Origin of the sequence: Archangium primigenium, assembly GCF_016904885.1 — a bacterium.
In the GTDB taxonomy this organism is placed as follows: Bacteria; Myxococcota; Myxococcia; order Myxococcales; family Myxococcaceae; genus Cystobacter; species Cystobacter primigenius.
In genome coordinates, this window is record NZ_JADWYI010000001.1 from 7241361 (window position 1) to 7259897 (window position 18537).

An 18537-nucleotide genomic window follows, 5' to 3' on the forward strand; every position below is an offset into this window, starting at 1 on the left:
CCCCCTGTGGAGTTCACCCGCACTCCGGCGCCCGGAACCTTACATCATCGCGATCCCGGTTCCGGAATTCGCGCGCCACCTCACACCGCTCATCGTGCAGTCGCGCCTTGGACGAGGGCATGTGCTCCATTCGCTCCAGACCCGCCATGGCGTCGAGCCACACGAGCGCGAAGCGCTTGCTGGGGGGCTCGCCCTCTCGCAAGGAACGTCCCAAGGTCTGGGCCTCCGTGTAGTGATTCCGGGCCTCTTCTGGAGCGCCATTGACTTCCTGAAAGGCAGCGGAGTCGACGAGCACCCGGGCCAGGACCCAGTCTCCGTACTGATCGTGCCGCTCCTCTTGACTGCTCCGCGCGAAACCAAGCGCCTTGGTGAAATGCGCTGTCGCGTCGTCGGCCTTCGCCAAGTGATGGGCGATGCCCCCCCGTGCACTGTGCGCGAGCGCGAGGAGGGCATGGTCATAGGCGCTCTCGTTGCGTGCGTGGAGCATGATGGCCTCGTCCAGGTCCCGCGCGGCGGCCGGAAGGTCGCGCTTGAGCAGGCCCGCGTCCGCCCGTTCCTGAAGGCTCACGGCGCGGGTCCTCCGGGCGTCCTCATCCGACTCCGAGTCGCCGGGAATCGGCATCAAGCGCACGGCCTCGTTGAAATCCACCCAGGCCTTCTCCGGGTCTCCTCGTGCCAGCTCGACCTTGCCGCGCTTCGAATAATTGAGCGCCAGGAGTTCGGTGAACTTCGCATCTCCATTCCGCGAAGCACCCCAGGCCGCCAGCCGTGCGTGGGCGTCCTCCAAGTACCGACCGGAACGCTCGAGCGTCTCATCATGCAGGGCGACGTCCGCCTGACGCTGAAGGAGCTTGATTCCAACGAGGCGGGCCTCGGGCGCATCGCGCTCCTCGGGAGGCAGGGAGAACAGCGCCCGTTCACTCTCCTTCAGCATCTCCTGGCGCACGGGCAGCGTGTGGGCAATCCAACTGAGTCTCCAATCCACGCTGCCAACGAGGTCGTCCAACGTCCCGATGTACGTCCTCAGAATCGCCGTCGTGTGTTGCCGCGCCTGCTCGGCGCGGACCGCGTAGAAGAGGATGGCCAGCACCGCCAGCACCGCGCCCAGATTGAGCCACCGCTTCTGGCGCATGCGCCGCCGGTCCTCGCGCGCGCCTTCCTGGAGGTAGCGCGCCGCCAGGGCACTCAGCCGATGCCGCGTGGGCCCCTGCGAAGGACCTGACTGGTGCGCGTCCTGGTAGTGCTTGAGCAAGGTCCCCGTGCGCAGCGCATCCACCGGGAAGCCCGTGTCCCGCCAGAGCTGGGCCTCGACCTCGAGATCCTCCAGGCGCTGGAGCTGGGCGCGCTCCTCGCCAATCCATCGGGCGATGACGGGCACCTCGTGCAGCAACATCTCGTGGACCAGGTCCACGCGGGGCTGCGCGGGCTCGGTGCCCTCCGACAGGAGCACCAGTCGCATGCCCGTCGGGCCCGCGGGGTTTTCTCCCGACGCCATCCCCGACAGCCGCAGCAGCACCTGCTCCGCCGAGGAATCGCCGCCCGCGGCCGCGAGCACCTCCCCCCGCGTGCGCGGTCGGCGGGTGTCGGGCATGCCCCGGCCGATCCGCACCAGCGACAGGAGGAGCCACTTGGCCCGCTCCTGGTCCTGGCCCAGGCCCTTCAACAGCTCCTCGGCCTGTCGGGTCAGCGCGCCGCCCACTCCCCCGAGCCGGTCATAGAGGTCGAGCGTCAAGGGCTCCCCCTGGCTCGCCTCCCAGAGTCCGCGCAGGGCGTGGCTCAGCAGGGGCAAGCGTCCGGTCTCGTCGCGCGCATCGTGCACCATGCGCTCCGCCAGCCCCTCCCCCAGGCGCAACCCCGCGCCCCGGGCCATGCCCCGGACGACCTGGGTCAGGGCGGCCTCCTCCATGGGCAACAGCAGGTAGCGCGCCGCGTGCTGGAGGTGGCGCGCGAGCGCGGGCACCTGGCTGATCCGGTCCACGAAGTCGCCCCGCACACTGGTGAGCAGCCGCAAGGGGCAGTCGGGGTCGGCCAGGGCCTCGGCGAGCAGCGCACCCAGTGCCGCGCCCTCGTCCGCGCCGGGCGTGAGGAGTTCCTCCAGGGGATCGATCACCAACAGCAGACGGTGCTCCGGCGCGAGGTGCTCGGTGACGAACGCGCGCAGGGCCTGGGGATCCGCGCGCAGCGCCTTCTCGAGGGCGCCCGGGGGCGCGCCCCCACCCGGCACTGGCAGGAGGACATCGAGCGCCTGGGCCAGGGCGCGCAGGGGCTCCTGTCCGGGCCGCACCCGGACCACCCACCAGCGCGCGTCCTGCTGGAGCCGGGGCAGCACGCCCGCCTGAAGCAGGGACGACTTGCCCACGCCGCTGGGCCCTTCGAGCTGGACCCACCGCCGCCCTCCCGCCCAGGCCTCGTCGAGCAGCCCGAGCAGGGTCTGGAGGTCCGCCTCCCGACCGAAGAACAGCTCCGCCTGGGTCTCGGTGAAGGGCGCGAGGCCCGGGACGGGACAGGTGCCCGGACCGTCCCGCCACGCGCGGCCCAGCATGTCGGCGCAGCGCCGCATCGTCGGACGCGCCGAGGGCTCCTTGGCCAGCATGGCCGTGACGAAGGCGCCCAGCTCGCCTGGAAGGGTGGGCACGAACCTCAGCGCGGAGGGCGGCTCCTTCTCCAGGTGCGCGGTGATGACCTCGATGGGCTTGGGCGACACGAAGGGCGGGCGGCCCGTGAGCAGCTCGAAGAGCACGACCCCCAGGGCGTAGACATCCGCCGGGCCCTCCACCGAGGCCGCGCTGCGCAGTTGCTCGGGCGCCATGTAGAGGTAGGTGCCCAGGAAGGCCGACTCGTGGGTGTGGATCTGCGTGGCCCCCAGGGCGTCGTCCGGCAGGGGCGGAAGCTTGGCGAGGCCGAAGTCCAGGATCTTGACGCGCGGGCCCGGGGCGGGCGCGTCCCGCTGCGCGCACAGGAAGACGTTCTCCGGCTTCAGGTCACGGTGGACGATGTTCCGGGCATGCACGTCCACCATGGTGGCGGCGATCTGCCGGGCCAGGGCGAGCGCCTCCGCCAGGGGCGCGGGGCCCGCCCGTTGCCGCATCCACTCGCGCAGCGTGAGGCCCTCCAGCAGCTCCATGGCCAGGAAGACCGTTCCCTCCAGCTGCTCGCAGTCGTGGACATGGACCACGCCGGGATGGTCGAGCCGGGCCAGCGTGCGGCCCTCCTGCAGGAAGCGGGCGACGACCTGCTCCTCGCGCGCCGCCTCGGGGCGCAGCAGCTTGAGGGCCACGGGCCGCTTCAGCAGCTCGTGCTCCGCCGCGAAGACCTCGGCCATGCCGCCGCGGCCCAGCAGGTGCGAGACGCGATAGGGCCCGATGCGGCGGGTGGGGGTCGGCTGATCCATGGATGGCGACCATGCTCCCCCCTTCTCCGGGCGGGCGCCAAGCCCACCCCACCCGGAGGCCCCTTGACTGAACGTCCTTTCAGACCCAGTCTGGGAGGGTGAAGCCCCGGCCCGTCTCCAATCCGCCCAACCCCTGGGACACCACCGCCGTGGAGTACCTGGAGGAGATTCCGCCCACGAAGCTGGAGGTCCACGAGGACCACAGCCGCGAGGTGCTCGGGCGCAACGACAGCCCGGACGTGGGCTTCTCCTGGAGCGTCAACCCGTACCGCGGCTGCCTGCACGCCTGCGCCTACTGCTACGCGCGCCCCTACCACGAGTACCTCGGCTTCGGCGCGGGCACGGACTTCGAGACGAAGCTCGTCGTCAAGCCGCGCGCCGCGGAACTCCTGCGCGAGGCCTTCGAGCGCAAGAGCTGGAAGGGCGAGACGGTCGCCTTCAGCGGCATCACCGACTGCTACCAGCCCCTGGAGGCCAGCCTGCGCCTCACCCGCGCGTGCCTGGAGGTCTGCGCCGAGTACCGCAACCCCGTGGGCATCATCACCAAGGGCCCCCTCATCGAGCGCGACCTGGACGTGCTCCAGACGCTCGCCGCGCACACCCGGCTCACCGTCTGCATCACCCTGCCCTTCCACGACGCGCACGTGGCGCACGCCATGGAGCCCTCCGTGGCCTCGCCCCGCCGGCGTCTGCTCACCCTCGAGCGCCTGGCCCGGGCCGGCATCGACGTGGGCGTGGCCGTCTCGCCCATCATCCCCGGCCTCAACGACGAGGACATGGTGCGTGTGCTCACCGCCGCGCGCGAGGCGGGCGCCACCCGCGCCTTCTCCACCCTGCTGCGCCTGCCCGGCCCCGTGCAGGCCGTCTTCGAGCAGCGCCTGCGCGAGAAGCTCCCCCTGCGCGCCGAGCGGGTCCTGCACCGCATCCGGGAGACGCGGGGCGGCGAGCTCAACGACTCGCGCTTCCAGGTGCGCATGCGCGGCGAGGGGCTCTACGCCGAGACGATCCACCGGCTCTTCTCCACCACCGCGCGCCGGCTCGGGCTCAAGACGTCCATGCCCCTGGAGGAGACGGACGCGGGCCCGAGCCCCTTTCGCCGCCCCATGAAGGCCGGCACCCAGCTCAGCTTCTTCTGAGGCTCAGGGCACGTCCGCCGGGAAGACGTGCGCGCCGTCCTCGCCGAGCGGCAGGGCCACCGCCGACAGCACGGCCGACATGGGCAGCATGCCGTACAGGTGCGGGAAGAGGCCCGGGCGGCGGCCCCCCGCGGAGGGCTCCCAGCGCAGCGCCTCGCCCAGGGCCGCCGGGTCCACGGCGACGAGCCACAGGTCGCGCTCGCCCGCGCGGTGCTTGCGGGCGCTGCCACGCACCTGCTCGGCCGTGGACAGGTGCAGGAAGCCGTCGCGCGTGTCGTCGTGGGAGCCGCAGTAGATGCCGACGGTCTGGGCGGCCCGCCAGTCGGCGCCACGCACGAGGGTGTAGATGGGGGCGTTCATGCCCCCCTGCCTAGCGCACTTCCCGCCCCAGGAGGAGCCGGAGCGGGAAGCGGAAGACGACTACCAGACCTCGCAGCGCTCGGCCTTGGGACGCACCATCTTCGCGTCCGCCTTGCACTGGAAGGCCTTCTGGAACTCGGACAGGTTGCCGAGCGGGCCGTTCACCCGCCAGCGCGGCGGCGCGTGCGGGTCCACCATCACGAGCTGCCGGGCGAACTCGTCGCGGGTCTTCGAGCACCAGGACTGCGCGTAGCCCAGGAAGAGCTGCTGGCTGGGCGTGAAGCGCGCACCGCCCGCGCGCCGGGCCTCCTCGGGGTTCTTGCGCAGCCACTCCTCCATGGCCGAGTGCGCGAGCTTCAAGCCGCCCAGGTCCGCCACGTTCTCACCAAGCGTCAGCGCGCCGTTGAGCTTGAGGTCATCCACCGCCGTGTAGTTGTCGTACTGGGTCTTCACGCACGCCACGCGCTCGCGGAAGGCCTGGTCCGAGGCCGGGGTCCACCAGTCGCGCAGGTTGCCGTCCGCGTCGTACTGGCGGCCCTCGTCGTCGAAGCCGTGGGTGATTTCATGCCCCACCACCATGCCCATGGCGCCGAAGTTCACCGGCGCCGTGGCCGAGCGGTCGAAGAAGGGCGCCTGGAGGATGCCCGCCGGGAAGACGATCTCGTTGAAGGGCGGGTTGTAGTAGGCGTTCACCGTGGGGGGCGACATCAGCCACTCGGCCTTGTCCACGGGCTTGCCAATCTTGGCGAGCTGACGCGCCTGCTCGAAGGTGTTGAGGCCCGCCCACGAGGTGAGGAACGAGCCGCGGTCCACCTGGACGCCGTCGTAGTTGCGCCACTGGTCCGGGTAGCCAATCTTGTTGACGATCTTGTGCAGCTTCACCAGGGCCTGCTCCTTGGTGGCCGCGTCCATCCAGGCGAGCGTGTCCAGGTCGCGCTCGAAGGACTTCTCCAGCTCCACCACCATCTGCTGGGTGGTGGCCTTGCCGTCCGCGCCGAAGGTGCGCGTGATGAAGGGCTGCGCGAGCGCCTCGCCCAGGCCCGCGTTGGTGTAGCGCACGCACTTCTTCCAGCGCACCGTGTCCTGCTTCACGCCGGTGAGCGTCTGCGAGAAGCGGAAGCGCTCGTCCTGGAAGGCCTTGGGCAGGGCGGGGATGTTGCCCAGGACGTAGTGCCACGTCAGGTACGTCTTCCACGTGGCCGGGGGCGTGGTCTTCACCAGGCGCTCCACCTCCTTGAAGAAGGCGGGGTGGGTGACGTTGAGGGCCTGCACGTCCTTGGCGCCCGCGGCGGTGAAGTACACGTCCCAGGGGAAGGCGGGCGTCTCGGCCTTGAGGCCCTTGCGCTCCAGGCGGTGGTAGAGGTTCTTGGGCTCGCGGCGCTCCACGCGCGACTGCGAGGCCTTGGCCAGCGCCGTCTCCACCTCCATCACCGTGGCGGCGCTCTTGGCGGCGGCCTCGGGCGACTCGCCGAGCAGCACGAACATGTTCTTCGTGTGCTCGAGCGCCGCGGCGCGCAGGGCCTTCGATTTGTCGTCCCCGTTGAGGTAGTAGTCGCGGTCCGGCAGCGTCAGGCCGCCCTGGTCCACCTCGCCCACCACCTGGCTGGCGTCCTTGAGATCGTTGTTGGAGCCGAAGCGGAAGAAGGGAAAGACGGAGCGGGCGTGCATCTGGCCCACCTGCTGGGCCAGCGCCTTGGCGTCCTTGGCGCCCGTGAGCTTCGCCAGCTCCGCCTTGAGCACGGGCAGCGAGGCCTCCAGCTTCGCCTCGTCCATGCAGGCGCCGTAGAAGTCGCCGAGCTTCTGGGCGTAGGGCGTGCCCTCGGGGGCCTTGCCCGCGGCGGTCTTCTCCAGGATGTCGCGCAGGATGTCCTCGTTGCGCGCCATGATGTCGTCGAAGCCGCGCGACCAGCGGGGCCGGTCCGCGGGGATCTCCGTCGTCTTGAGCCAGGTGCCGCACGCGTACTCGTAGAAGTCGTCGCAGGGGTTGACCTGCTCGTTCATCGCCGAGGCGTCCAGGCCCGCCGGCATGGGCAGGGCCTGGGCGGGCGCGGGAGGCGCGGGGGGCGTCTGGGGCTCGGTCTGCGAGGGCCCGGGCGTGGCCGTCTTGCACGCGGACACCACGAGGCAGCAAGCGGCGAGCAATGCCTTTCTCATCCAGTCATCTCCAAGGGGTGAATTCGAGGGGTGAAGCCGAGGGGTCAAAGACACGCGCGCGGGCGCCCGGCTGACGGGACGACCCACGCGCGGGGACTGCGTCACGACACGACAGCGACTACTCGCGGCCCAGCATTCCGTTCTTGAGGCCGGAGTCCACGGGATCCTTGCCCAGCCACACGGAGAAGAGCGCGTCCGCGAAGTCCTTGCCCTCCACGGCCAGCTCCTGTCCGGAGCTGCTCGTGACGGTGGTGCCCTTGCCCGGCGTATAGGTGATCACCAGCTCCTGGCCCTCCTTGAGGTCGGGGATGGCGGCGGCGAACGTGTCCAGCCGCTGCTGGAGCTTGGCCAGACTGGCGCCCGCGTTCTTCTTGAAGCCGTCCACGATGGCCTCGGAGATCTGCTCCTTCTTGAGGTCGCGCTTCATGGACATGCGCACGCGCTTGATCTGATCCGAGGAGATGACCGTGGCGGCGTCCTGCGAGGGCGTCTGCAGGTAGAGGCCCACGGTGTACACCTTGAAGATGGCCTTCTTGCGCAGGCCCACGCCATTGAGCTTGAGCTCCTGACCGCTCACGGAGGCCGTCTCGGGGTAGTTCACCCCGGCGATCTCCTTGGCGGTGGCGGGCAGCGCGAGCAGGGACAGCAGCAGGACGGCGCACGACACGGTGTTCTTCATGGACCCCTCCGAGGTGGCGAGAACGACGGGGCCACCCTAGCCGTTCTTCCGAGCGAACTCCTCCATGAAGGACACGAGCGCGCGCACGTCGTCTGGGGACACCGCGTTATAGAGCGACGCGCGGATGCCGCCCGCGCTGCGGTGCCCCTTGAGCCCCACCATGCCGGAGCGCGTCGTGGCCGCCACGAAGGCGTCGTCCAGCTCGGGCGTGGGCAGGTGGAAGACCACGTTCATGTAGGAACGGGACGCGCGTTCCACGGGAGCCCGGTAGAAGCCGGACATCCGGTCCAGCGCGCCGTAGAGCAGCTCGCCCTTCTCCCGGTTGCGCCGCTCCAGCGCGGGCAGGCCGCCCAGCTCCTCGGCCCACGCGAGCACGTTGCGGCACAGGTAGATGGCGAGCGTGGGGGGCGTGTTGTAGAGCGAATTGTTCTCCGCGTGCAGGCTGTAGCGGAAGATCTTCGAGATGTCCTGGCGGCCGCGGGCGATGAAGTCCTTGCGCACCACGGCGATGAGCACGCCCGAGGGGCCCAGGTTCTTCTGGGCGCCCGCGTAGATGAAGGCGAAGCGGCTCACGTCCAGGGGCTTCCACAGGAAGTCCGAGCTCATGTCCGCCACGAGCGGCACGTCGCCCACGTCGGGCCAGGCGTGCCACTGGGTGCCGTAGATGGTGTTGTTGCTCGTGATGTGGACGTAGGCGGCGCACGGGTCGAGCTGGAGCTCGTCCTGGCGGGGCACGCGCGTGTACTTCTTGTCCGGCTGCACCGTGGTGGCGGCGATGCGCGCCTGGCCCAGGAGCTTCGCCTCGTCGAGCGCCTTCTCGCTCCACACGCCCGTCATGAGGTAGTCCGCGCTCTCGCCGGGGCGCAGGAAGTTCAGGGGCACCTGGGCGAATTGTTGCGAGGCGCCACCGGTGAGGAAGAGCACCTGGTGGGTGTCGGGGATGCCCAGCAGCCGGGTGAGCAGCGCGATCGTCTCCTCGTGGACCGCGTCGTACTGCTTGCCCCGGTGGCTGTGCTCCATGATGGACATGCCGGAGCCCTGGAAATCGAGCAGCTCGTCGCGGGCCCGCTCGAGCGCGGGCAGGGGCAATCCCGCGGGACCCGCGTTGAAGTTGATGACGCGCATGGGGACGTCTCCTCTGGAAGAACGGACGGGCCGGAGATTGCGCCGAACGTGTGCGCGGGGGAAGCACGAAGCGTGTGGGAGCCTGCGGCCCACCCGGCCCCTGGGCGTCCGTCCCGGGGCCAATCCGGGAAAATCCTCGCGCCCCAACGAAGGGCATTGAACGGAGCCCTCCGACCCCCGGGCCATGGACACTGAATGGCGCTACGCTGCGCGCCATGAGGACGAAGACCTGGTTATTTGGATTCCTGTTGGCCGTGGCCACGCTGTCGGGCTGTACCTGCGGCGGTGAGACCCCGACCCCGGGACAGATCGACAGCGGCACGGGCGGCAACGCGGGCAACGACGCGGGCACGGGCGGCGACGGCGGCGGCTCCAATGGCGGTGGCGGCTCCGATGGCGGCGCCGACGCGGGCGTGGCGCTCAAATCGCTCACCCTCTCCCCGCCCAGCCCGATCCTCACCATCTCGGGCAGCACGGCGGCCGTGCAGAAGTTCTCCGTGGTCGGCCTCTACACCGACGGGCACACCGAGGACCTGACGTCCCAGGCCTTCTTCCGGGTCGAGGACCCCCGGCTGGGCACCTTCTCCGGCGCCACCTTCACCTCCAGCACCACCGTGGGCGGCACGAGCAACGTGCACGCCCGGGTGGACACCGCGTCCGTGTCCACCGACGTGCGCGTGCAGCTCAACCAGAAGGCCACGGACTCCAACCCGGGCTCCGCGAGCGTGCCCGTCAACCCGGACACGCGCTTTGGCGGCACGGTGGATGCCGCGCGCAAGCCCGCGATCGTCTACCCGAGCGACAAGGTCATGGTGCCGCCGAACCTCGGGCAGCTGGAGGTCCACTTCACCCCCGGCCCCACCACCAACACCCTGTTCGAGCTGCGCTTCATCAACGACATCACCGACGTGCGCGTGTACCTGCGCTGCTACCTGCCCTCGGGTGTCACGCTGCCCGCCGGCATCAGCCGGGGCTGCATCTACACGCCGGACGCCACGGTGTGGAAGTTCCTCGCGGAGAGCAACCGCGGCGGCCAGCTGGTGACGCTCGCGCTGCGCGCCACGGATGACGCGGGCACGTCGGTGGGCGTGGCGGATCCCATCTCGCTGCAGTTCGCCCGGGCGGAGATCAAGGGCGCGCTCTACTACTGGACCACCCGGCCGGACCAGGTGGGCGTGATGCGCTACGACTTCGCGGGCACCGGGCCTCAGAGCGCCACGTCCATGCTCACCAAGAACAACATCAACTCGAGCGGCGTGGGCTGCGTGGGCTGCCACTCGCTGAGCCGCAACGGCAAGAAGATGGTGGCCGCCGTGGAGCAGGGCAACCTGGAGGATGGCTACAACGAGGGCCAGGTGGCGCTCATCAAGGACCTGGCCAGCTACGCGCCCGACGCGGGCACGGGCAGCGCGGCGGGCATCGCCCTGTCCTCGAAGTACCAGAGCGCCTTCGAGTCGTGGAACCCGGACGGCAGCAAGTTCGTGGGCGTCTACAGCGGTGACAACGCCACGCGCTTCGGCCTGCAGCTGTTCAACGGCGACACCGGCGCGTACGAGAGCCAGATCGACAACACGGGCACCTACGAGCACCCCGCCACCCACCCGGACTGGAGCGCCGACGGCAAGTCGATCGCCTACACGGCGGTGGGCTACACGGGCTTCCCCTCGCAGAACCGGCGCACGTTCACGGGCGCCATCCACCTGGTGAAGGCCGAGGGCGCGGGCTGGAGCGCGCCCCTCACGGTGGCGCCGTCCGTGCCGCTCACCGCCTCCAACGCCTACGCCAAGCACCGCTACTACCCGGCCATCGCCCCGGACAACTCGTTCCTCGTGTTCAACGAGTCCACCTGCCCCCAGAACAGCGACACGAGCCAGTACTGCAACGGCGACACGGATCCGTCCGCCACGCTCTGGGCCGCGAAGCTGGAGGCCAACGCCGCGCTGGTGGAGCTCAAGAACGCCAACAAGCCCGGGCCCACGGATGACAAGGACGGCGCGGGCGCCTTCCTCAAGAACCTCACCAACAGCTACCCCAAGTGGAGCCCCTTCGTGACCCAGGGCAACACCGGGGCCCGCAGCCGGCTCATGTGGATGACGTTCTCGTCCTCGCGCAACTACGGCCTGCGCAAGACGCCCGAGGCCAGCGGCGCGTCCGAGGCCGACAAGAGCACGCTCCTGTGGATGGCCGCGGTGGACCCGGACAAGGTGCTCGCCGGCGAGGACGGCTCGTACGTGGCCTTCGCCCTGCCCTTCCAGGACATCACCACGTCCAACCACATCGCCCAGTGGGCCCAGTACCTCGTGAGCAACGGCTGCTCCACGGAGAACGAGGGCTGCAACTCGAGCGGCTCCACGTGCTGCAACGGTCTGCAGTGCGTGCAGCTCAACCGGGATCCGCCCCTGCCGTGCGACATCGCGGGCGCGTGCGCGTGCCAGCCCGTGCCCCAGTGCGCCCCCGCGTTCGACAAGTGCTCCACCGTGGCGCCCTGCTGCGATGGCCTGCTCTGCCTGGATGACACCACGGGCGGTGACTGCTCGGGCGACAACTGCTCGTGCCGTCCTCAGTGCTCCAACCGGGATCAGCCGTGCGGCAACGGCACCCCCTGCTGCGCGGGCTTCGTCTGCAACAACCTGCCCACGGGCAAGGTGTGCCGCGTGCAGCTGAACTGAAGCGCCGGGCGGCTCAGGGCCGGAGCACGAGGCCCTCGGCCGCCCGTTCCTCCACGGCGGCGTGGATGTGTGACACGTCCACGCCCGTGGCCGCCGCCACCTGCTCCGGCGTGAGCCCCTCCAGGGCCATCTTGAGCACCAGCAGCGCCCGGTCGTCCGCCGCCAGGTACATCGTCACCAGCCGCACCGGGTGCCGCCAGAGCAGCGCCACCTCGGCGCCCGGCGCGGGCCGCGCGTCGCCGCCCCGCCGCAGCCAGGCGCACAGCTGGAAGGGATGCTCCAGCACCGCCAGCGTGGGGTTCACCGTCAGCCGCTCCACGCGCGCCGGGACGGCCTCCCGGGACAGGTACACCGCGAAGTCCGTCCACTCGAAGCGCGCCAGCGCGGGCAGGAAGTCCGGGAGCGTGCGCGTCCGGGCCGCGTCCGCGACGAAGTCCGGGAAGCCCGCGCCCACCTGGTTCATCTCGAAGGGCCGGGCGGGCCGCGACGCCGCGTAGTCGCGCACCAGCTCCGCCCAGGTCTGTGCGTCCACGCTCCCGCGCACCCGTGGGAAGAGCTTGTCGAGCGTGGCGTCCCCATGGTGGCGCACCATCTGGCCATAGAGCGCCACCCGCGCGCGCGGCGCGTCCCAACCCGGGTGGGCCGCGTACAGGCGCTCCAGGGCCTCGGGCGCGGGGTCCGTGAAGTAGGCCTCCATGGTGTCGAAGAAGCCGCGCAGGCCGGGCTTCATCGCGCCCCCACCCGCGCCATCAGCGCGCGCGCCCGATCCGCCTCGTCCAGCACCGCGTCCAGCGAGGGGATGTGCGCATCCCACTCGATGAGCGTGGACACGGGGCCCGTGCGCTCGAGCACGTACTGGTACAGCGACCACACCTCGTCGCAGACGGGCGCGCCGTGCGTGTCGAGCAGCACCTCCGGCAGGCGCTCGTGGCCGGCCAGGTGGAGCTGCCCCACGCGCTCGAGCGGCAGCGCGTCCACGAAGGCGCGCGGGTCATACCCGTGGTTGCACGCGTTCACGTACACGTTGTTCACGTCCAGCAGCAGGCCACAGTCCGCCTGCTCCACCACGTGCCGCAGGAAGTCCGCCTCCGCCAGGGTGCCGCCGGGCATGTGCGCGTAGTAGCTCGGGTTCTCCAGCAGGAAGGGGCGGCCCACGCGCGCCTGGACTTCCCGCACCCGGGGCACCACGTGCTCCACCGCCTCCTCGCTGAAGGGCAAGGGCAGCAGATCGTAGAGGTACGCGCCGCCCAACCGCGCGTAGCAGAGGTGATCCGAGAAGAACGGCGCGTCCACGCGCTCCACCAGGGACTGGAGGCCGACGAGGTAGTCCTCGTCCAGGGGATCCGGCCCGCCGACGTTGAGCGCCACGCCGTGGGGCAGCACGGGCCAGCGCTCGCGGCAGGCGTCCAGGGTGGCCTGGGGTCGGCCGCCCAGGGTGAGGAAGTTCTCGGGGATGATCTCCACCCAGTCGAGCGCCCGGCGCGTCTCCGGCAGGAGCGTGTAGAACTCGCGGCGCAGGCCGATGCCCACCCCCAGCGGCTTCATCCTCCAGCGCTGTCCACCACTCACCGGCATGCCCTTTCTCCTGGGGAAGGACTCCGGGCGGCGGACCGGGGGGAAGCTGCCCGCCGCCCGAGAGTGGACTACTTCTTGCCGCCGCAGCCGCTGGAGCCGCAACCGCCGCCGCCACAGCCGTGCTCGGCCGCCTTCTCGGCGGCGGGGGCCGCGGCCCCCTGGGCGGGAGCCGCGCTGGCGCCGTGCTCCATGGGGGCCATGGGGGCGGCCTGCTCCATCGCGGCGGGGGTGCCCTGCTCCATGGGCGCCGCGGCGGGCTTGGTGGTCGCGCAGCCGGTGGCCAGCGAGCCGAGGGAGAGGGAGCCAACGAGCGCGGTCAGGGTCTTCACGTTCATGAGACGGGGCCTTTCGGGCAGGGGCGGCAGGGCCTTCGCGACAGGCGAAGGGTCCGCTCCGGCACTCATACGCCACCTGAACCCCCGGGGTTACAGCCCCCGCTCGACCGGCCCCCGTGGGAGGCGCCCGGCCCGGGTCATGCCGCGCGGTGTCAAACCCGGCCCCCGGTAAACCCCTCAGGTAAAATTTGACAGCCCCCTGGCCTCCCGTCCAAGGCGCGTGGGAGGCCCTCTCCCTCTTGGAGAATCGAGCACTTAGGCATCCATCCCGGGAGGAAGCCGGGAAGACCGGTCGGTAACGTCGGATCCCGGACAGGGGTGATCGCGGCTGAAAACGTTTATTGCAAATCGGTAAATGCGACCGCACAGTGGACGGAGGCGGAGGGTAACCGGCGGTTGACGCGGGGTCCCGCCCAGGACGCAGCGATGAACGAGAACGCACTGAACGCCAATGTGGGTCTGAAACTCCGGGGCCTGCGGCTCGCGCGCAACATCAAGCAGACGGACGCGGCCAAGGATCTGGGAGTGTCCCCGGCGTACCTGAACCTCATCGAGAAGGGCAAACGGGTCATGCCCTTCCCGCTGTTGTGGAAGGCGCTGCGCTACTTCGACCAGGATCCCGAGCAGTTCATGTCCACCCTGGGCGAGGGCCGGGTGGACGAGGCGCTCGCGAAGCTGCTGGACGAGCCGCTGCTCAAGAGCCTGGACATCGACTCGGAGTCGCTGCAGAGCCTGTCGGCGGAGCCGAAGCTCGCGGGCACCGTGGCGGCGCTCTTCAACCTCTACAAGAACACGCGCACGCAGTTGGAGAACGTGCTCGCGCAGCTCAACGTGGAGGAGAGCGCGCGGATGAACTCGGCGCCGCCGGGCAACTCGGCCGGGCCCCGCTTCGACTACTCGCCCTTCGACGAGGTGAGTGACTTCCTGGAGGCCCACCACAACTACTTCCCGGAGCTGGAGGAGCAGGCCGAGTCGATGCGGCGCGACTTCAAGCTCGGGCGGCTGGTGTCCAGCCCCCAGCTGTTGCCGCTGTTGGAGGAACGCTTCGGCTACCGGATGCGCCTGGAGTCCGCGCCCAGTGGCTCCTCGGTGGTGCGCCGCCTGGACGCGGGGAGTCAGGAGCTCACGCTCTCGCCGGACCTGACGGAGCAGCCGCTCAAGTTCCAGCTCGCCGCCTCCATTGGCCTGCTCATGCTGGACAAGGAGAAGCTGGTGGAGCGCATCGTCGGCGCGGCGCGCACGCGGCACGCCGAGACGCTGCGGCTCATCAAGGTGCACCTGGCCAACTACTTCGCCGGCGCGCTGATGCTGCCCTACGGGGACTTCTTCAAGGAAGTGGAGCGCACGCGCTACGACGTGGAGCTCCTGTCCAACCTCTTCGGCACCACGTACGAGACGGTGGCCCACCGGCTGTGCAACCTGTCGGACCCCAAGCGCCGGGGCCTGCCCTTCCACTTCCTGCGCTCGGACATCGCGGGCAACATCTCCAAGCGCTACAGCGGCACGGGCATCAAGTTCGCCTCGGGCGGCGGCTCGTGCGGCAAGTGGGCCGTGCACCTGGCCTTCCTCAACCCCTCGCAGCTCACCCGGCAGTACTCGATGATGCCGGACGGCACCTCGTACTTCTGCTTCGCCAAGGTGCAGCTGCAGCCCATCGAGGGCTCCATCGTGCGCGGCTCGGCCTACTCCATCGGCCTGGGCACCCACGCGGAGAACGCCAAGTACCTGGCGTATGGCCTGCCCACCACGGACCTGCGCAAGGACGCGGTCCCCAGCGGCATCTCCTGCCGCTTCTGCGAGCGCACCGACTGCAACCAGCGCGCGGCCGCCAGCTACCGCTTCGCCTTCTCCATCGACGAGTACACCAAGAAGGACTGCTTCTTCTCGCCCCTGCTCGTGCACGAGGCCGGGCGGGCGGAATCGCTGGACAAGACGCTGCGGCGCCGTAACAAGGGCGAGGAGAACTGAGCCGCCCCGCCATGAGTCCCAACGACACCGAACGCGCCCACATCCTCGAAGCCATCCAGCAACAGCGCAACGCGCTCGCCGTCACGCGCATCACCAGTGATCCGGGGGAGATCGGCAAGGGGCTGCTGCAGCTCGCCGAGCTGCACGGCATGCTGGAGGAGCACGCCGAGAGCCGTCGCCACTACGAGGAGGCCCTGGGCTGCTTCCAGTCGGCCGCGGACAAGGACGGCCAGGCCCAGGTGCTCTTCGGCCTCGGGGTCGCGCGCGCCCACTTCGAGGATCACCGCGGCGCCATCGAGCACATCGCCCGGGCGGCCTTCCTCTTCAACGAGCTGAAGGATCAGGAGAACGAGGCCCTGTGCCGCGCGGCCATCGGCGAGTCCCTGCGCTCGCTCGGCCAGCCCAAGGGCGCCGAGGAGAAGTACCAGGAGGCGCTGCTGCTCTACCGGCAGGCCAAGAACGGGCCGCGCATCGCCCGGCTGCTCCTGGACATCGGCGACATCCGCATGGAGACGGGCGACTACGAGGCGGCGCGCAAGCGCTTCGCCGAGGCGCTCGTCGTGATGGAGAAGGAAGCGGAGGTGGAGATGGAGCCGCTCGCGCTCTGCCGGCTGCTGCTCGGCGAGGCCGAGGGCCTGCTCGGCAACCACGAGGCGGCGCGGCCCCACCTGCGCGCGGCGGCGGACCTGTACGCGCAGCTGCACGACCATGCCTACGAGTCCCGGGCGCGCTGGGACTTGAGCATCGCGTGCACCTTCGTGCAGGACTGGAAGATGGCGCGCGAGGAGCTCGAGACGGTCATCCCCCTGTTCGAGCACCAGGGCCGGGCGGACGACGTGGCGCGGGCGCGCAAGGTGCTCGCCCACTTCGACTCGCGCGGGGTGTAGCCCTCCCGCGCCGTCGCCGGGCTCAGGCGTGCAGGCCCGAGCCCACCGCCATCGCCAGGAGGCCCAGCACCCCCGCGGCGTAGAGCGCGTAGCGCCACTCGCCGCGCATCCCCAGGGTCGTGCCCGCCACCACCAGCCGCACCACCGGCGTCACCAGCAGCGCGCACGCCGCGCCCTTGCGCAGCACGTCGATGAGGACGTGCACGGACTCGGTCTCCGGCAGGAACTCCAGCCCGATGGACACGAGGAACAGCAGGCCGCTGCACAGCGCGCCCCCGCGCAAGAGCCGGGCGATCCACACCTCACCGGCCTCGGCGCGCTCGGTGGCGGGAGACAGGGCCCGGGCCGGGACCGCCTCCCGCGGGACTTCCATGGAGACGGGAATGGCCACCGGCCTCGGCTCCCGCGTGCTCATCTGGACATCGGCCATAGCCCCTCCGCGCCCTTCCACAACATCTGCGCCGCCACGATGAGCAGCACCCCGGCGAACAGTCGCCGCAACACCGCGGTGGGAATCCGGGGCATCAACCGGCTGCCCACCGAGGCCCCCGCGAGCACCCCCACCACCAGGGGCGCCACCAGCGCGAGCTTCACGTGGCCCCGCCACGCGTAGGCGGCCACGCTCGCCGCTCCCGTCACGCCGATCATCAGATTGCTCGTGGCGCTGGCCACCTTGAAGGGCACCCCCATGCCGTAGCTCATCAGCGGCACCTTGAGGGGGCCTCCACCCACGCCCAGGAGCGCCGAGAGGCTGCCGGCCACGAAGGAGCCGGAGATGCCCAGGGGATAGTTGGTGGGCACGTAGTCCTCGAGCCGCTGCTCCCGCGTCCCGCGCGCGAGCAACATCTGCGCCGACACATAGAGGGCGAAGAGGCCGAACACGAAGGCCACCCAGGCCGGCGCCACCAGCGTGGCCACCAGGCCGCCCACGATGGCCCCCGTCACCGTGGCGAGCTCCAGGGTCAGCCCCAGCCGCACGTCACTCAGGCGCCGCTCCAGGTAGCTCGCCGACGCTCCGCAGGAGCTGGCCACCACGCACATGAGGCTCGCGGGCACCGCGTCCTCCAGCGGCACGCCGAAGCCGAGCACCAGGGTGGGCACCAGGATGACACCACCCCCCACCCCGAGGAGGGCACCCATCGTCCCCGCGAGGACACCGGCGGCTATCAAGAGGAGAAGCGTCATACCCACGAGGAGGATAGGGGCCCCCTTGACGATCGCATAGACGCATTCCCCCACCCCCCCGTGGCTCGATCGGCCGTCTGCCCTTCCCTCCGGGAGGCATCGTCCCTAGGGACGAATGCACGGCGGGTCCGTGCTCACGCCGCGCTCACGCCGCGCTCACACCGATGTTCCCCTCGGGGAACTCCTCGAGGAAGCGCGCGCGGGCACGCGGGGTGAAGATGCCGCGCGCCATGTACGCGAGCAGCCGCCGCAGCACGCCGCGCGTCTGGTCCACGGCGCGCTCCACGTCGTGTGCGAAATCGAACGTGTCGTTGCGGTACAGCTCCTGGAAGCTCAGCTGCGACCAGGCGGGCAAGGCGCGCATGCGGCCCATGGGGCTGGAGAGGTAGAGCCCCGCGCGGTACAGGCCCCGCACCCACCCGTCCACCTCGGCCTTGGAGGGCGCCTGCTGGAAGGTGTCCTGCGAGGCCAGCCGCACCAGCTCGTAGATGCCGCGGCCGATGCCCTTGAGCGGCAGCCCCGCGCTCTTGGTCACCTGGAAGCGCGAGCGCAGCCGGGGGCTGCCCATCAGGTCCACGCCGTGCAGCTCCCGCAGGTAGAAGAGCGTCTGGGTCCACTCGATCTGCCGGTGGGCCACGAGCGCGTGCTCGCCCTGGCGCCGGTGGCGCAGCACCAGCCGGTCCACCTGCGGATGGAGCGCCCGGTCCAGGGACAGGTGGGTGAAGTAGCCCGCGAGCAGCGCGAGCCCGGCCTCGGTGCCCACCAGGGCGCCGGAGGCGACGAGCTCCGCCATCTTGAGGCCCAGGGCCACCGGGGCGCGCTCGTGGAAGAGCCGCGCGTAGAGGGGCCAGTCCCGTCCGGACACGCTCGCGGCGAGCCCACCGAAGAGCCCCTCGCACAGGGGCAGGTCCGGCAGGGCGGCGCCGAAGCGCGCGTAGGCCAGGTCCTCGGACAGCGCGCGCACGAAGTCCTCGGGCAGGGGGCCCGGGTTGGCGGCGAGCCGTTCGATGGCCGTGAGGTGCAACAGCAGCGAAGGCATGGGGTGGGACCTAGTCAGCGGAAGGAGACGATGC

Annotated in this window: 15 protein-coding genes; 4 read left to right on the plus strand and 11 right to left on the minus strand. The window is 70.6% G+C overall.

Going from position 1 to position 18537, the window contains the following annotated elements:
* Positions 1-13: 13 nt before the first annotated feature.
* Positions 14-3391: a serine/threonine-protein kinase gene (locus I3V78_RS29705; protein WP_204492575.1), complete on the minus strand. Its 3378-nt coding sequence runs from the start codon at positions 3389-3391 to the stop codon at positions 14-16.
* A gap of 98 nt (positions 3392-3489) precedes the next feature.
* Between I3V78_RS29705 and I3V78_RS29710 the strand changes: the two genes are divergently transcribed.
* Positions 3490-4527 (plus strand): PA0069 family radical SAM protein, encoded by a 1038-nt coding sequence (locus tag I3V78_RS29710; RefSeq protein WP_204492578.1) that lies wholly within the window; start codon positions 3490-3492, stop codon positions 4525-4527.
* A 3-nt stretch (positions 4528-4530) separates the two neighbouring features.
* On the opposite strand, the gene I3V78_RS29715 is transcribed toward I3V78_RS29710, so the two are convergent.
* The 4 genes from I3V78_RS29715 to serC form a co-directional block, all read right to left on the minus strand.
* Positions 4531-4887: a DUF952 domain-containing protein gene (locus tag I3V78_RS29715; protein ID WP_204492580.1), complete on the minus strand. Its 357-nt coding sequence runs from the start codon at positions 4885-4887 to the stop codon at positions 4531-4533.
* Positions 4888-4947: 60 nt separating this feature from the next.
* The gene (locus I3V78_RS29720) at positions 4948-7041 is read right to left on the minus strand and encodes a M13 family metallopeptidase (protein WP_204492582.1); all 2094 of its coding nucleotides are present in this window, start codon (positions 7039-7041) and stop codon (positions 4948-4950) included.
* A 118-nt stretch (positions 7042-7159) separates the two neighbouring features.
* A complete protein-coding gene (locus tag I3V78_RS29725; RefSeq protein ID WP_204492585.1) occupies positions 7160-7720 on the minus strand; it encodes a chalcone isomerase family protein in 561 nt (186 codons plus the stop codon).
* 36 nt (positions 7721-7756) lie between these two features.
* Positions 7757-8845 carry a 3-phosphoserine/phosphohydroxythreonine transaminase gene (gene serC / locus I3V78_RS29730; RefSeq protein WP_204492587.1) on the minus strand — a complete coding sequence of 363 codons (1089 nt, stop codon included), beginning with the start codon at positions 8843-8845 and terminating at the stop codon, positions 7757-7759.
* A 215-nt stretch (positions 8846-9060) separates the two neighbouring features.
* Between serC and I3V78_RS29735 the strand changes: the two genes are divergently transcribed.
* Positions 9061-11514: a TolB-like translocation protein gene (locus I3V78_RS29735; protein ID WP_204492589.1), complete on the plus strand. Its 2454-nt coding sequence runs from the start codon at positions 9061-9063 to the stop codon at positions 11512-11514.
* A 13-nt stretch (positions 11515-11527) separates the two neighbouring features.
* On the opposite strand, the gene I3V78_RS29740 is transcribed toward I3V78_RS29735, so the two are convergent.
* The 3 genes from I3V78_RS29740 to I3V78_RS29750 form a co-directional block, all read right to left on the minus strand.
* On the minus strand, positions 11528-12244 hold the full coding sequence (locus I3V78_RS29740) for an HvfC/BufC N-terminal domain-containing protein (RefSeq protein ID WP_204492592.1): 717 nt from the start codon (positions 12242-12244) through the stop codon (positions 11528-11530).
* A complete protein-coding gene (bufB, locus tag I3V78_RS29745) occupies positions 12241-13089 on the minus strand; it encodes an MNIO family bufferin maturase (RefSeq protein ID WP_204492594.1) in 849 nt (282 codons plus the stop codon). The genes I3V78_RS29740 and bufB overlap by 4 nt, the downstream gene beginning before the upstream one ends.
* A 68-nt stretch (positions 13090-13157) precedes the next feature.
* A complete protein-coding gene (locus tag I3V78_RS29750) occupies positions 13158-13424 on the minus strand; it encodes a hypothetical protein (protein WP_204492596.1) in 267 nt (88 codons plus the stop codon).
* A gap of 426 nt (positions 13425-13850) precedes the next feature.
* Here I3V78_RS29750 and I3V78_RS29755 point away from each other — a divergent pair, with 426 nt between their 5' ends.
* Together I3V78_RS29755 and I3V78_RS29760 are read left to right on the plus strand one after the other, a co-directional pair.
* Positions 13851-15392, plus strand: a complete 1542-nt coding sequence (locus I3V78_RS29755) for a helix-turn-helix domain-containing protein (protein ID WP_204492598.1) — start codon at positions 13851-13853, stop codon at positions 15390-15392.
* Positions 15393-15403: 11 nt separating this feature from the next.
* On the plus strand, positions 15404-16279 hold the full coding sequence (locus I3V78_RS29760) for a tetratricopeptide repeat protein (protein ID WP_204492601.1): 876 nt from the start codon (positions 15404-15406) through the stop codon (positions 16277-16279).
* A 22-nt stretch (positions 16280-16301) separates the two neighbouring features.
* Here I3V78_RS29760 and I3V78_RS29765 read toward each other — a convergent pair whose 3' ends face one another.
* The 3 genes from I3V78_RS29765 to I3V78_RS29775 form a co-directional block, all read right to left on the minus strand.
* Positions 16302-16709, minus strand: coding sequence for a hypothetical protein (locus I3V78_RS29765; RefSeq protein WP_420840436.1), 408 nt, complete (start codon positions 16707-16709; stop codon positions 16302-16304).
* Positions 16691-17464, minus strand: coding sequence for a sulfite exporter TauE/SafE family protein (locus I3V78_RS29770; protein ID WP_204492603.1), 774 nt, complete (start codon positions 17462-17464; stop codon positions 16691-16693). The genes I3V78_RS29765 and I3V78_RS29770 overlap by 19 nt, the downstream gene beginning before the upstream one ends.
* 145 nt (positions 17465-17609) lie before the next feature.
* Positions 17610-18503, minus strand: coding sequence for a zinc dependent phospholipase C family protein (locus tag I3V78_RS29775; protein WP_204492605.1), 894 nt, complete (start codon positions 18501-18503; stop codon positions 17610-17612).
* Positions 18504-18537: the final 34 nt, after the last annotated feature.

Excerpts from the sequence above, each read along its gene's own strand:
- I3V78_RS29705 (WP_204492575.1), bottom strand. The coding sequence starts at position 3,391 with ATGGATCAGCCGACCCCCACCCGCCGCATCGGGCCCTATCGCGTCTCG.
- I3V78_RS29775 (WP_204492605.1), bottom strand. The coding sequence starts at position 18,503 with ATGCCTTCGCTGCTGTTGCACCTCACGGCCATCGAACGGCTCGCCGCC.
- I3V78_RS29740 (WP_204492592.1), bottom strand. The coding sequence starts at position 12,244 with ATGAAGCCCGGCCTGCGCGGCTTCTTCGACACCATGGAGGCCTACTTC.
- I3V78_RS29750 (WP_204492596.1), bottom strand. The coding sequence starts at position 13,424 with ATGAACGTGAAGACCCTGACCGCGCTCGTTGGCTCCCTCTCCCTCGGC.
- I3V78_RS29765 (WP_420840436.1), bottom strand. The coding sequence starts at position 16,709 with ATGGCCGATGTCCAGATGAGCACGCGGGAGCCGAGGCCGGTGGCCATT.
- I3V78_RS29720 (WP_204492582.1), bottom strand. The coding sequence starts at position 7,041 with ATGAGAAAGGCATTGCTCGCCGCTTGCTGCCTCGTGGTGTCCGCGTGC.
- I3V78_RS29760 (WP_204492601.1), top strand. The coding sequence starts at position 15,404 with ATGAGTCCCAACGACACCGAACGCGCCCACATCCTCGAAGCCATCCAG.
- bufB (WP_204492594.1), bottom strand. The coding sequence starts at position 13,089 with ATGCCGGTGAGTGGTGGACAGCGCTGGAGGATGAAGCCGCTGGGGGTG.
- I3V78_RS29725 (WP_204492585.1), bottom strand. The coding sequence starts at position 7,720 with ATGAAGAACACCGTGTCGTGCGCCGTCCTGCTGCTGTCCCTGCTCGCG.
- serC (WP_204492587.1), bottom strand. The coding sequence starts at position 8,845 with ATGCGCGTCATCAACTTCAACGCGGGTCCCGCGGGATTGCCCCTGCCC.
- I3V78_RS29770 (WP_204492603.1), bottom strand. The coding sequence starts at position 17,464 with ATGACGCTTCTCCTCTTGATAGCCGCCGGTGTCCTCGCGGGGACGATG.
- I3V78_RS29755 (WP_204492598.1), top strand. The coding sequence starts at position 13,851 with ATGAACGAGAACGCACTGAACGCCAATGTGGGTCTGAAACTCCGGGGC.
- I3V78_RS29735 (WP_204492589.1), top strand. The coding sequence starts at position 9,061 with ATGAGGACGAAGACCTGGTTATTTGGATTCCTGTTGGCCGTGGCCACG.
- I3V78_RS29715 (WP_204492580.1), bottom strand. The coding sequence starts at position 4,887 with ATGAACGCCCCCATCTACACCCTCGTGCGTGGCGCCGACTGGCGGGCC.